Raw genomic sequence first — 12423 nt, 5'->3', positions numbered from 1 at the left:
GACGCGGAATATGGTGAGAGGTTTGTCAGCAAACTGGACCCATGCCGTAAGCGCGGGCCCCGATCTCGATCAGAACAGTATCACATGGTCGCGATCGTCAGTTTCTTGCCGGTGAGCTTGGCAAGCTGATCCAGTCGTCCTTCCACGCGCTCGCCGATGAAATCGGCGTGCTGCTCCGGCACCACAAGTTCCAGATCGAATTCCTTGTCCTTCGCCGGCAGGAAGTCGAGCGCGCCGACGATGCCGGGCATGGAGGCCGAGAACAGGTAGGCGACGCGCAGGAGGCCGCCGAGCAGCTTGGCGCGCTCCAGGAGTTCGGGCGTCGCGATCGTGCCGAGCCCGTCTGTATGGTCGTCGTCGCGCAGACCCTCATAGCGGTAGTAATTGGTGAGCGCGATGAAGGCGCGGCCGGGATGGGTGATGCCCGTCAGTGCGGAATGGGCAATCACGTTCAGCGACTGGCGACCACGAAAATCGGGATGGGCGCGCCAGCTGATATCGGCGAGCAGGCAGGCGGCCTGGCGATAGCGCGCCTCCTCGGGCGTTTCCTCGATCCCGAAGCGGCGCAGCATCAGCCCGGTCCAGGCGGCAATCTCGGCTGCGTGCTTGGGCGAGCGGGCGCGCAGCAGCGCCAGTTGTCGCGCGGCCACCAGCAGCGGGTCCTGATCCTGTTCCTCCGCGCTCAACAGCGAATAGAGCAGGCCCTCACGCACGCCTTGCGCGGAAAAGCTGATCGTCTTCGGCTGCATCACGCTCAGCACTTCGCGCATCGCGATCGCGCCGAAGGGCAAGAGCATGCGGCGGTTCTTGGAAACCGCCTGCCAGGCCGGGTCCTTCTGCTCCTCGTCGGCGCCGATGCGGTCGAGAAAGGCCATCATCTCGTCGAAGCCGATCTCGTAGCCCTGCATCATCGTCAGCGGATAATTGTTGATCTCCATGTGGAGCCTGGCGATGTTTCGCCAGGTGCCGCCGACGGCATAGAAGGTGCGGCCGCGGCCTTTTTCCAGGAAAGTGACCTTCTTGACCTGCTTCTTGGCGAAGTTGCGGGCCTTTGCCAGCGAGCCTTCCGAAAGCTCCGAAAGGCGGATGCCGCCTAGCGGCAGCGTGATGCCGTCGCCATAGGTCTTGTCCTTGATGTCGATGAGTTCGAGAGAGCCGCCGCCGAGGTCGCCGGCTATCCCGTCCGGCTGGTGAAAGCCGCTGATGATGCCATATGCGGAATAGAGCGCTTCCTCGCGACCGGTCAGGACCCGGACATCGATGCCCAGGATCTTCTCCGCCGCCTCGATGAAGGCCGGGCCATTGCTCGCCTCGCGCGCCGCGGCGGTCGCCAGCACATGCATGGTGACCGAACGGGCCTGGGTCGCGAGCGCCTTGAAGCGCTTCAGCGCCCTCAGCGCCCGTTCCACGCCTTCCTCGTTCATCTTGCCGCTGGCGGCAATGCCGCGGCCGAGGCCGCACAGGACCTTTTCGTTGAAGAGCACGGTCGGCGCGCGCGACAGGCCTTCATAGATGACGATGCGAACCGAGTTCGATCCGATATCGACCACGGAGACAGGGGAGATTCCGCGAAGGCGCCCCTGCGCTTCAGATTCGACCATAAATACCCGGCTTATTTGGTGCGGCCCGAAAGCAGGCCGGCGATGAGCTTCGGCGCACTTGATTTCAGGGCTTCTCCGCGGCCGGACAGGCTCGGATTGGTCATGAAATACTCCTGCGCGTTGAACGGTTCCTCGCCCTCGCGCGGTTCCGTCCGCCGCGAGGTTCCGTCGGGGAGTATCTCGTAGCTCTGCTGATTGTCAATGATATTGCCCAGCATGATCTGGGACAGAACCTGTTCATGCACGGTGGGGTTGGTGACCGGTACGATCGTTTCAACCCGGCGATCGAGGTTGCGCGGCATCAGGTCGGCGGAACCGAGATAGACATGGGCATTTTCCGAGGGCAGGCCATGGCCGTTGCCGAAGCAGTAAATGCGGGAATGCTCCAGGAAGCGGCCGACGATCGACTTGACGCGGATATTCTCGGAAAGCCCCGGCACCTGTGGGCGCAGGCAGCAGATGCCGCGCACCACGAGATCGATCTGCACGCCTTCGCCGCTGGCGCGGTAAAGCGCGTCGATGATCTTGGGATCGACCAGCGAATTCATCTTCATCCAGATCGCGCCGGGAAGGCCGCTCCTGACATGCTCGATCTCTTCCTCGATATGCTGGAGAATGCGAGGACGCATGGTCTTGGGCGACACCGCGATCTGCATGTTTTCCTCAAGCTCGCCATAGCCGGTGATGAAGTTGAAGATTTCGGCGACGTCGTTGGCGATCTCGGGGTTGCAGGTGAAGTAGGACAGGTCGGTATAGATCTTGGCCGTGATCGGGTGATAGTTGCCGGTGCCGATATGGCAGTAGGTCCTGAGGTTATGCTCCTCGCGGCGCACCACCATGGAGAGTTTCGCGTGGGTTTTCAGCTCGATGAAGCCGAACACCACCTGCACGCCGGCGCGCTCCAGATCGCGCGCCCAGCGGATATTGGCCTCCTCGTCGAAGCGGGCCTTGAGTTCCACCAGCGCCGTCACCGATTTTCCGGCCTCGGCGGCGTCGATCAGCGCGCGCACGATCGGGCTGTCATTGGAGGTGCGGTAGAGCGTCTGCTTGATCGCCAGCACGTTCGGGTCGCGGGCGGCCTGGATCAGGAACTGGACCACGGCGTCGAAGGATTCGTAAGGGTGATGGACCACGAAATCCTTCTCGCGGATCGCGGCGAAACTGTCTCCGAGATGTTCGCGGACGCGTTCGGGAAAGCGTGGGTTGAACGGCTTGAACAGGAGGTCGGGGCGTGGCGCCTTGGTGATTTCCGACAGCGTGTTGAGCGCCAGCAGACCGGGCAGCACGGCCACACGGTCTTCCGGCACGCCGAGTTCATGGATCACGAAATGGCGCAGCGATGCCGGCATCTCGCTGTCGGTCTCGATGCGGATCACCGAACCGCGGCGGCGGCGCTTCAGCGCGCTTTCGAAATAGCGCACCAGATCCTCCGCCTCTTCCTCCAGCTCGATATCGCTGTCGCGGATGATGCGGAACGTGCCGTAGCCCTGCACCTCGTAACCCGGATAGAGCCGGTGGATGAACAGGCCGATCACGTCTTCCATGGTGATGTAGCGGATCGCGCCGTCGAGATCCGGCAGGCGGATGAAGCGGTTCATCGAAGGCGGCAGGCGCAGCATCGCGTTCATCGCCTCGCGGCCGTGGCGGCTGACGAGTTGCAGCCCCATGGTGAAGCCGAGATTGGGAATGAACGGGAAGGGGTGCGCCGGATCGATGGAAAGCGGCGTCAGGACCGGGAAAATGCCCTGTTCGAATTCATTGGTGAGCCACAGTCGGTCCTCTTCTGACAGCACAGTCGGGCGCACGATCATCACGCCTTCATTGGCCATGTACTGCTGCAGCACGGCCAGCGCCGCCTGCTGCTCCATCTGCAGGTTGTCGATTTCGCGCAGGATGTCGGCAAGCTGCTCGGACGGCGTCTTGCCGTCGGCGGACAGCATGGTGACGCCCTGGCGCACCTGACCTTCGAGGCCGGCGACGCGGACCATGAAGAACTCGTCGAGATTGGCCGCGGAGATCGACAGGAACCGCACCCGTTCCAGCAGCGGATGCGCCGGGTTCAGGGTTTCCTCGAGCACGCGGCGATTGAACTGCAGCCAGGAGAATTCGCGATTGATGAACCGCGCCGGGCTCTTGGAAAGATCCTCGGCTGCGCCCAATTCGACGATTTCCGAAACGCTCGAAGACAGGTCGTTCATGATGTGCGTTCTTCCTCTTGCTGGCCGGATATCGGCATGCGGTCGTTGATCATTTGCCGCTTAGCCCAGTTTGGCAACGATACTATGACATATAGCAGTTTTGTAGCGATTGCCCCGCATTTCAGGCGCGAATTCGCATTCAGCGTCTCAACCCGCGGCAGTGCCGAGGAGAAGCGGGATGCTTCTCTTCCTCTGCGTGCGCGGCAAGGGTCAACGCCCGAAATCGCCCGGGCGGCATTCCGTAGGTCTTGGCGAAATGCCGGGTCATGTGGCTCTGGTCGGCAAAGCCGGAAGCGGTGGCGGCCTCGGCCAGCGGCGCGCCCGCAATGATCATCGCCCTTGCCCGCGAAAGGCGTCGCTGGACGAGGTAGCGGTGCGGGCTGGTGCCGTAGAGCGTCCGGAACTGGCGGGCGAGCGTGAACCGGTCGAGTCCGGCGATCTCCTCCAGCCGTTGCGAGTTGATCGCTTCCTCCGCGCATTCGCTCAAGAAGTCGCGGCAAAGCGCGAGCGCCCGGCGGTCGATGGATTTCGCCGCGCGGCCCCGGGCGTCGCCGAGGCGCAGAAGGTGATGGGCGATCTCGGCGATCAGGCCGTCGCGCTTCAATTCGCCCATTTCGCCGTCGAGTTCGTCGAGCGCCTCGATCAGGCTTGCCCTCATCTGGCCGTCATCGGCCACGGGATCGCGGACAAAGGGGAGGGCGGTCGCGAGCCCTTCCAAGGCGGCCATGATCTTTTCCGGCGGCAGGTAGATCATCCGGTAGGTGAGCCCGTCCTCGCCGCCGGCGCCGCCGTCATGCAGCTCATCTGGATGCAGGATGATCAGCCGGCCGGGCGTCGAAAAGCGCGCCGCGCCGCGATAGGAAAAGGTCTGGACGCCGGCCATGGTCAGCCCCAGCGCATAGGTGTCGTGGCGGTGCGGCGCAAAGCCGTTGCCGGAAAACCGCGCCTCCAGCCGCTCGATGCCATCCTCGGCAGGCGCGGCGAAGATCGCGTCACGCCTGCACGAACGTTCAAGATCGCCGCCCTTCGCTTTCGCTAGGATGGCGCCCGACCGTTCAAATCCCTTCCCGGAGTTCGCATTCATGTTCGACACCAAATTCGTCATCGTCGTGCGCGAGGATCTTGCGCAATGGCAGAAGCTCAACGTCACCGCCTTTCTCGCGACCGGCGTCGCCGGCGCGGCAGAGGGCGTGTTGGGGGAAGACTACAGGGACGGCGCGGGGAATGTCTATCACCCGATCTCTGCCCAGCCGATCATTGTGCTGTGCGGCGATGGCGACACGCTGAAGAAGGTGCAGACCCGTGCGCTGGAACGCGGCGTGCCGGCGGCGCTCTATATCGAGGAGATGTTTTCGACGGGCCATGACGCCGCCAATCGCGCCGTCTTCGCCGAATTTTCGCCGGAGGACGCCAAGGTGGTCGGCATCGCCTTTCGGGCGGAAAAGAAGATCGCCGACAAGATCACAAAGGGCGCGAAGATGCACCCGTGAGGAGACGCCCGACCGCCATGGCAGCCGGGCGTCAGAAGCTTACTTCGCGTTCAGGAAGTCGGCGACTTCGAGGATGACGAATTCGTTGTCGTCGGCGGCATTCAGGCTGCGGCCGGCCGAGAACGGCAGGTTGTTGTCGTTGCCGACGATGATGTGGCTGTCGTCAATCACGTCCACATCCTCGATCGTCACGAACGGCATGGTGTAGACGCCGTCCTTGCCGCCCTGACGGGCAACGCCATTCGGGTCCGCGATATTCATCAGATCGATATAGCCGATCTTGCGGGCGGCGGCGTTGACGTTGTCGTCATTCATCTCGATCTTGTAGATGCGCTTCAGCATGGCGGGCTTCTCGAAGCAGCCGGTGGCCGTGTCGAAGGCGCAGGCCATTGAAGGGTCGCCTTCGCCGCCATCGCGTTCGATGACGAGACCGGTGGTGGCGTCGATCATGTTGAAATCGCCGATATTGGTGCCGCCATCGGCGAACGGATAGAGCCAGTAGCGGCCGGTCCATTGCTCGGCGGCGGTGTCGAATTCCAGCACGCGCAGCGCCTGCTTGCCATCAGCCATTTCCGGCTTGCCGTCAACGACGATCGGCTTTTCCAGCATGGCGTAAAGATGCGCGCCATCCGGCGAGATCGCCATGCCCTCGAAACCGCCGGAGCGCGGCAGGTTGTAGGCCGGCATTTCGCCGCCCGGGTTCGGCAGCGACAGCGAGACGTTGTCGGGCGACATCACCGGCTCGCCGTCGGCCAGCGTTTCAATGACGGCCTGGAGTTCGCCGGCCGTATTGAACTTCAGCAGATAGGGGCCGAGTTCGTCGCCGATCCAGAAGCCGTCCGCGACCGGCTGGATCGATTCGATGTCGAAGTCCGCGCCGGTGAGATAGCGGCTGTCGGACCCTTCAAGCACGATCGGGAAGGGCGCGACCATGTTCGGGTCGGAGAGGAAGATGGTTTCCTTCCGGTCGACCGTGCCGGCGTCCCAGTCGAAGGCGATATGGTGGATCATCAGCGCGGCGTCGGACGAGTTTGCCTTGGAACCGAAACCATTGTCGGAGAGCGACCAGAACGTGCCGTCACCCATGGCCTTGATGCCGGAAAAGCCCTGCATCGGCTGGCCGTCGAACGGCGTCGCAAGGCCGGTCTCGCGCTTGGCGGACATGCCGGGAACGCTGCCGATTTCGGCGACGCGCGGCTGGCCGGGCTTCAGGAACTTGGCCGATGTCTGGATATAGACGGGCGCGTCCGCCGGTACGGCGATGATAGTGTTTGCCGGCAGGATGGCGTGGCTGGTGAGCGTTGCCTGGAACTGCGTGTCGTCGGCAAGGGCCGTGCCGGCCATAAGCGTGGCGGCAGCGACAAGAAAGAGGGTCTTCATGAAATATCCCCGTATGTTGGAAACACGGGGAGCGTTAGCGCCTGCTTATGTCGGCGATTTCACGGAGCCATGAAGCTTTCGTGTCAGACCTCGATCATCTCGACCTTCTTGTCGACGAAGCGCAGCGCGACATCGCCGTTCAGAAGCCTCAGCGCCGGCTCGCCGTAAAGCTTGCGCCGCCAGCCCTTCATCGCCTCGACATCGGCGTTCTCGCCCTCCGCCGCGATCTTGTCGAGATCGTCGGAGGAGGCGATCACGCGGGCGGCGACCTTGTTCTGCTCGGCGACGATCTTGAGCAGCACCTTCAAAAGCTCGGCGGCCGCAGCTGCCCCTTCCGGCATGTGCGGCTGGCGGGGCAGGCGCGGAAGGTCGGCCTTGGGTATGGCGAGCGCCGTCTTGACCGCCTCCAGCAGGCCCGCTGCCGGCTGAGAGCGTTCCCAGCCCTTGGGGATCATCCGCAGCTTCGCCAGCGCCTCCGGCTCGGTCGGATGCTGCTGGGCAATCTCGTAGATCGTGTCGTCCTTCAACACCCGGCGGCGGGGCTGGTTGCGTTCGCGCGCCTCGTTCTCGCGCCATTCGGCGACCTTCTGCATCACCGCGAAATCGATCGGCTTCTTGATCCGAAGCTTCAGCCGCGTCCAGGCCATTTCCGGCGGCAGGTCGTAGGTCTGCGGGTTTTCGAGGATAGCCATCTCCTCCTCCACCCAGTCGGTGCGGCCCTCGCTTTCAAGCTGTTCCTTGAGCTTCAGATAGACGTCCCGCAGATGGGTGACGTCGGCCAGCGCATAGGAAAGCTGCTTGTCGTTGAGCGGACGGGCGCGCCAGTCGGTGAAGCGCGAGGATTTGTCGATATGCGCGCCGGTGATGCGGGAGACCAGCTGATCATAGGAAACGCTGTCGCCGAAGCCGCAGACCATGGCGGCGACCTGGGTGTCGAACAGCGGCGCGGGCAGCATGTTGCCGAGATGATAGACGATCTCGAGGTCCTGCCGCGCGGCGTGAAACACCTTCACCACCGAGGCATCGGCCATCAGCTCGAAGAATGGCTTGAGGTCGATGCCCTTTGCCAGCGGGTCCACCAGCACTTCCAGATCGGGGCTCGCCATCTGGATCAGGCAGAGTTCCGGCCAGAACGTGCTTTCGCGGATGAATTCGGTGTCGATCGTGACGAAGTCGGATTTGGCAAGCGTGGCACAAGCCTCGGCAAGGGCGGCGGTGGTTTCGATCATCTTCAAATATCGTCTCGTTTTTCGCCACCTTTCCTTCGCCTTTGCGGCGGCGATGTCAAGGGAAGGGGCGGCGGGAGCGCGAAAACGCCACCCCTCGAGAGACCTCTCACGAAGCTGATTTCCTCCTTCGCGCGGGGCTTTTCCTTGACAAAATGCCCCCGTCATGCGCTTTTCCGCGCGAATTCATGATACGGGGCCGTTCCGCGCGCCCGAAAACCCGTTACGGAAAAGATTATGCACCGCTACCGCAGCCATACCTGTGCCGCCCTCAACAAGTCCGACGTTGGCCAGACCGCCCGCCTTTCCGGCTGGGTGCACCGCGTGCGCGACCATGGCGGCGTGCTCTTCATCGACCTGCGCGACCATTACGGCATGACCCAGGTGGTCGCCGATCCGGATTCGCCCGCCTTCGCCACCGCCGAGAAGGTGCGCGGCGAATGGGTGATTCGCATTGACGGCAAGGTGCGTGCGCGCTCGGAAGACACCGTCAACAAGAACATGGCGACCGGCGAGATCGAGCTTTATGCGGAAGAGATCGAGGTGCTATCGGCGGCGAAGGAACTGCCGGTTCCGGTGTTCGGCGAACCGGACTATCCCGAAGACGTCCGCCTGAAATACCGCTTCCTGGATCTGCGCCGCGAAACGCTGCACGCCAACATCGTCAAGCGCACCAAGATCGTCGCCTCGATGCGTTCGGCCATGGCCGATGCCGGCTTCGGCGAGTATTCCACGCCGATCCTGACGGCGTCGTCGCCCGAAGGCGCGCGCGACTTCCTGGTGCCGAGCCGCATCCATCAGGGCAAGTTCTATGCCCTGCCGCAGGCCCCGCAGCAGTACAAGCAGCTTCTGATGGTTGCCGGTTTCGACCGCTATTTCCAGATCGCGCCGTGCTTCCGCGACGAGGACCCGCGCGCCGACCGCCTGCCGGGCGAATTCTACCAGCTCGATGTCGAGATGAGCTTCGTTACCCAGGAAGATGTCTGGGAAACCATGGAGCCGGTGATGACCGGCATCTTCGAAAAATTCGCCGACGGCAAGCCGGTCACCAGGAAATGGCCGCGCATTCCCTATGACGAGGCGATCCGCAAATACGGGTCCGACAAGCCGGACCTTCGTAACCCGATTGTCATGGAAGCGGTCACCGAGCATTTCGCCGGCTCCGGCTTCAAGGTGTTCGCCGGCATGATCGAGAAGAACCCGAAGGTCGAGGTCTGGGCGATACCGGCCAAGACCGGCGGCTCCCGCGCCTTCTGCGACCGGATGAACTCCTGGGCGCAGGGCCAGGGCCAGCCGGGGCTGGGCTACATCTTCTGGCGCAAGGAAGGCGAGACGCTCGATGGTGCCGGACCGCTTGCCAAGAACATCGGCCCGGAGCGCACCGAGGCGATCCGCGCGCAGCTTGGCCTCGACGAGGGCGATGCCTGCTTCTTCGTCGCGGGCGAGCCGTCCAAGTTCTACAAGTTCGCCGGCGAAGCCCGCACGCGCGTCGGCGATGAGCTGGGGCTCACCGACAAGGACCGGTTCGAGCTTTGCTGGATCGTCGACTTCCCGTTCTACGAATGGCTGGAAGACGAGAAGAAGGTCGATTTCTCGCACAACCCGTTCTCGATGCCGCAGGGCGGTCTTGATGCGCTGGAAAACCAGGACCCGCTGACGATCAAGGCCTATCAGTATGACGCCGTCTGCAACGGCTACGAGATCGCCTCCGGGTCGATCCGTAACCAGTTGCCGGAGGTCATGGTCAAGGCGTTCGAGATTACCGGCAAGAGCGCCGCGGACGTCGAGGAGCAGTTCGGCGGCCTCTACCGCGCCTTCCAGTATGGCGCGCCCCCGCATGGCGGCTGCGCTTTCGGCATCGACCGTATCGTGATGCTGCTCGCCGGCGCCAAGACCGTGCGCGAGGTCGCGCTGTTCCCGATGAACCAGCAGGCCCAGGACCTTCTGATGGGCGGCCCCTCCGAGGCCGAACCGGCCCAGCTCCGCGAACTCGGCCTCCGGCTGATGCCCAAGAAGAAGGACTGAGGCCTTAAGGCAACGCAGTTATTGGGAAGCCCCGGCGAGCGATCGCCGGGGTTTTTCCGTTTTGGGCGAAAGGCTTTCGGCCCGTAAATGGCGGGGCGAAGCGGGGCCTGACTTTCCGCGTCGGCCAGATAGCTTGTTATACTTTATGCTAATGTTCACCCGTGCAAAGCAGAAAATAGCAAATAAATATTGAAGTGAGAAAGAATGGAATATAAATTCTTTTTCATGCGGCACGGGGAACGGGCCGCGTTTGGGAGAAGACCGGCCGGCTGTGAGGAGATGGCCCCGGTTTTGAACGGGAGGAATCCATGAAGAAGCAATTACTGGCCCTTGCGGCCACGGCACTTGCGTTTGGCGCCATGCTGCCCGCGGCAGCTCAGGCCGAAGGCGAGCGTTTCGTGCTGATCTCGCATGCGCCCGACAGCGACAGCTGGTGGAACACCATCAAGAACGCCATCAATGTGGCGGGCGACCAGATGGATGTCGAAGTGGAATATCGCAATCCCGCCTCCGGCGACCTTGCCGACATGGCGCGCATCGTCCAGCAGGCGACCGCCTCCAATCCGGACGGCATCATCGTCACCATCGCCGATTACGACGTGCTTTCCGGCCCGGTCTCCGACGCCGTTGCCAAGGGCATTCCGGTGATCACCATCAATTCGGGCACCGAGGAGCAGTCGAAGAAACTCGGCGCGATGATGCATATCGGCCAGCCGGAATATACCGCCGGCAAGCTTGCCGGCGAACGCGCGAAGAATGAATCCGGCGCGGAAAGCTTCGTCTGCGTCAACCACTACATCACCAACCCGGCCTCGGTGGAACGCTGCCAGGGCTTTGCCGATGGGCTCGGCGTGGAACTCGGCGACCAGATGATCGACAGCGGCATGGACCCCTCGGAAGTCAAGTCGAAGGTGATGGCCTACCTCAACGCCCATCCCGATACCGGCGCCATCCTGACGCTCGGCCCGAACTCGGCAGAGCCGACGCTTGCCGCGCTCGATGAAATGGGCCAGTCGGGCGAGGTCTATTTCGGCACGTTCGATCTTTCGACCGCGATCGCCGATGCCATCAAGGCCGGCACCATCAACTTCGCGATCGACCAGCAGCCCTATCTGCAGGGCTATCTGCCGGTGGTTCTTCTGACGAACTACGCGCGTTACGGCGTCATGCCGTCCAACTCGATCAATTCGGGTCCCGGTTTCACCACCAAGGACAATATCGAACTGGTTGAGAAATACGCCGGTCAGTACCGCTAAATGACAGGCGCCGCGTGCCCCTTGTGGGCGCGCGGCGTTTTCCTGCCAACACGCAAAGAGGGGCGCGCGCCGCCGCGCTGCCGCCCGTTTGCCTGCCAGAAGGAATGGTCTTGTCCATGTCCGAAACACCCAAGCCGATCGAGGAAATGGTCGCCGAGGAGCGCATGCGCGCGGTGCCGCGCTGGCGCAAGGCGCTGGTGCGTCCGGAGCTCGGCAGCATCTGCGGCACCATTCTGGTGTTCGTGCTGTTCATGTTCATTGCCGGCGACAGCGGCATGTTTTCCGCCGAGGGCTTCATCAACTGGGGCACGGTCTCGGCACAGTTCGCGATCCTCGCCGTCGGCGCCTGCCTGTTGATGATCGCCGGCGAGTTCGATCTTTCGATCGGCTCGATGATCGGCTTTTCCGGCATCATCATCGCACTGTTGACGGTGCAGCTCGGCGTGCCCGCCTGGCTCGCGATCCTCGCCGCCTTCGCGCTGGCGCTCGCCATCGGCGCCCTCAACGGCTATCTGGTGATCCGCACCGGGCTCCCCTCGTTCATCGTCACGCTCGCCTTTCTGTTCATCCTGAGGGGCCTCACCATCTATATCGCCATCACCACCACCTCGAAGACCATCATCGGCGGCGTGCGTGAGGCGGCCGAGGGCGACTGGCTGGCCGCTCTGTTCGGCGGCACGGTGCTGAAGGGGCTGTTCTCCTGGCTCGCCGAGCACGACATGATCGGCACCTTCGTCGCCGGCCCCCGCGCCGGCCAACCGGTGGTCGAGGGCATTCCGATGCTGATGGTCTGGGCGCTGGCGCTGATCATCGTTGGACATTTCATTCTGGTGCGCACCAAATTCGGCAACTGGATCTTTGCCGCCGGCGGCGATGCCCAGGCGGCGCGCTATGTCGGCGTGCCGGTGAACCGGGTGAAAATCCTGATGTTCATGCTCACCGCTTTCTGTGCCACCGTTTTCGCCACCTGCCAGGTGATGGAATTCGGCTCGGCGGCGGCCGATCGCGGGCTGCTGAAGGAGTTCGAGGCGATCATCTCGGTTGTCATCGGCGGCGCGCTTCTGACCGGCGGCTACGGCTCCGTCATCGGTGCGGCCCTCGGCGCGCTGATCTTCGGCGTGGTCCAGCAGGGCCTGTTCTTCGCCGGCGTCGAGAGCTCGCTGTTTCGGGTGTTCCTGGGCGTCATCCTGCTTCTGGCGGTGATCCTCAACACCTATATCCGCCGCTCCATAACGGGAGAACGCTGA

9 protein-coding genes are annotated in these 12423 nt (G+C 63.1%); 4 read left to right on the top strand and 5 right to left on the bottom strand.

The window, feature by feature from the left end; all coding sequences use genetic code 11:
• Positions 1 to 80: 80 nt before the first annotated feature.
• The 3 genes from ppx to Mame_RS18230 form a co-directional block, all read right to left on the bottom strand.
• Complete coding sequence (ppx, locus tag Mame_RS18240) at positions 81 to 1601, bottom strand: exopolyphosphatase (RefSeq protein WP_018067611.1); 1521 nt, start codon at positions 1599 to 1601, stop codon at positions 81 to 83.
• Between the two features lie 11 nt (positions 1602 to 1612).
• Positions 1613 to 3799 (bottom strand): RNA degradosome polyphosphate kinase, encoded by a 2187-nt coding sequence (locus tag Mame_RS18235; protein ID WP_018067612.1) that lies wholly within the window; start codon positions 3797 to 3799, stop codon positions 1613 to 1615.
• A 139-nt stretch (positions 3800 to 3938) separates the two neighbouring features.
• The gene (locus Mame_RS18230) at positions 3939 to 4883 is read right to left on the bottom strand and encodes an AraC family transcriptional regulator (RefSeq protein ID WP_018067613.1); all 945 of its coding nucleotides are present in this window, start codon (positions 4881 to 4883) and stop codon (positions 3939 to 3941) included.
• Between Mame_RS18230 and Mame_RS18225 the strand changes: the two genes are divergently transcribed.
• Complete coding sequence (locus tag Mame_RS18225; RefSeq protein ID WP_018067614.1) at positions 4882 to 5289, top strand: DUF2000 family protein; 408 nt, start codon at positions 4882 to 4884, stop codon at positions 5287 to 5289. The genes Mame_RS18230 and Mame_RS18225 overlap by 2 nt on opposite strands.
• A gap of 39 nt (positions 5290 to 5328) precedes the next feature.
• On the opposite strand, the gene Mame_RS18220 is transcribed toward Mame_RS18225, so the two are convergent.
• The gene (locus Mame_RS18220) at positions 5329 to 6669 is read right to left on the bottom strand and encodes an esterase-like activity of phytase family protein (RefSeq protein WP_018067615.1); all 1341 of its coding nucleotides are present in this window, start codon (positions 6667 to 6669) and stop codon (positions 5329 to 5331) included.
• Positions 6670 to 6752: 83 nt separating this feature from the next.
• Positions 6753 to 7898: a ribonuclease D gene (rnd, locus tag Mame_RS18215; RefSeq protein ID WP_018067616.1), complete on the bottom strand. Its 1146-nt coding sequence runs from the start codon at positions 7896 to 7898 to the stop codon at positions 6753 to 6755.
• 234 nt (positions 7899 to 8132) lie between these two features.
• Here rnd and aspS point away from each other — a divergent pair, with 234 nt between their 5' ends.
• The 3 genes from aspS to Mame_RS18200 all read left to right on the top strand — a co-directional run bounded on the left by aspS (position 8133) and on the right by Mame_RS18200 (position 12423).
• A complete protein-coding gene (gene aspS, locus Mame_RS18210; protein WP_018067617.1) occupies positions 8133 to 9920 on the top strand; it encodes an aspartate--tRNA ligase in 1788 nt (595 codons plus the stop codon).
• A gap of 308 nt (positions 9921 to 10228) precedes the next feature.
• Positions 10229 to 11176: a sugar ABC transporter substrate-binding protein gene (locus tag Mame_RS18205; RefSeq protein WP_018067618.1), complete on the top strand. Its 948-nt coding sequence runs from the start codon at positions 10229 to 10231 to the stop codon at positions 11174 to 11176.
• A gap of 146 nt (positions 11177 to 11322) precedes the next feature.
• Complete coding sequence (locus tag Mame_RS18200) at positions 11323 to 12423, top strand: ABC transporter permease (RefSeq protein WP_155122240.1); 1101 nt, start codon at positions 11323 to 11325, stop codon at positions 12421 to 12423.

Origin of the sequence: Martelella mediterranea DSM 17316, from assembly GCF_002043005.1 — a bacterium.
GTDB classification, from domain to species: domain Bacteria; phylum Pseudomonadota; class Alphaproteobacteria; order Rhizobiales; family Rhizobiaceae; genus Martelella; species Martelella mediterranea.
This window is presented reverse-complemented; position numbering and strand designations above follow the sequence as displayed.

Bases quoted from the DNA above. Each gene is read 5' to 3' on its own strand.
- ppx (WP_018067611.1), bottom strand. From the start codon at position 1,601: ATGGTCGAATCTGAAGCGCAGGGGCGCCTTCGCGGAATCTCCCCTGTC.
- Mame_RS18235 (WP_018067612.1), bottom strand. From the start codon at position 3,799: ATGAACGACCTGTCTTCGAGCGTTTCGGAAATCGTCGAATTGGGCGCA.
- Mame_RS18225 (WP_018067614.1), top strand. From the start codon at position 4,882: ATGTTCGACACCAAATTCGTCATCGTCGTGCGCGAGGATCTTGCGCAA.
- Mame_RS18230 (WP_018067613.1), bottom strand. From the start codon at position 4,883: ATGAATGCGAACTCCGGGAAGGGATTTGAACGGTCGGGCGCCATCCTA.
- Mame_RS18220 (WP_018067615.1), bottom strand. From the start codon at position 6,669: ATGAAGACCCTCTTTCTTGTCGCTGCCGCCACGCTTATGGCCGGCACG.
- rnd (WP_018067616.1), bottom strand. From the start codon at position 7,898: ATGATCGAAACCACCGCCGCCCTTGCCGAGGCTTGTGCCACGCTTGCC.
- aspS (WP_018067617.1), top strand. From the start codon at position 8,133: ATGCACCGCTACCGCAGCCATACCTGTGCCGCCCTCAACAAGTCCGAC.
- Mame_RS18205 (WP_018067618.1), top strand. From the start codon at position 10,229: ATGAAGAAGCAATTACTGGCCCTTGCGGCCACGGCACTTGCGTTTGGC.
- Mame_RS18200 (WP_155122240.1), top strand. From the start codon at position 11,323: ATGGTCGCCGAGGAGCGCATGCGCGCGGTGCCGCGCTGGCGCAAGGCG.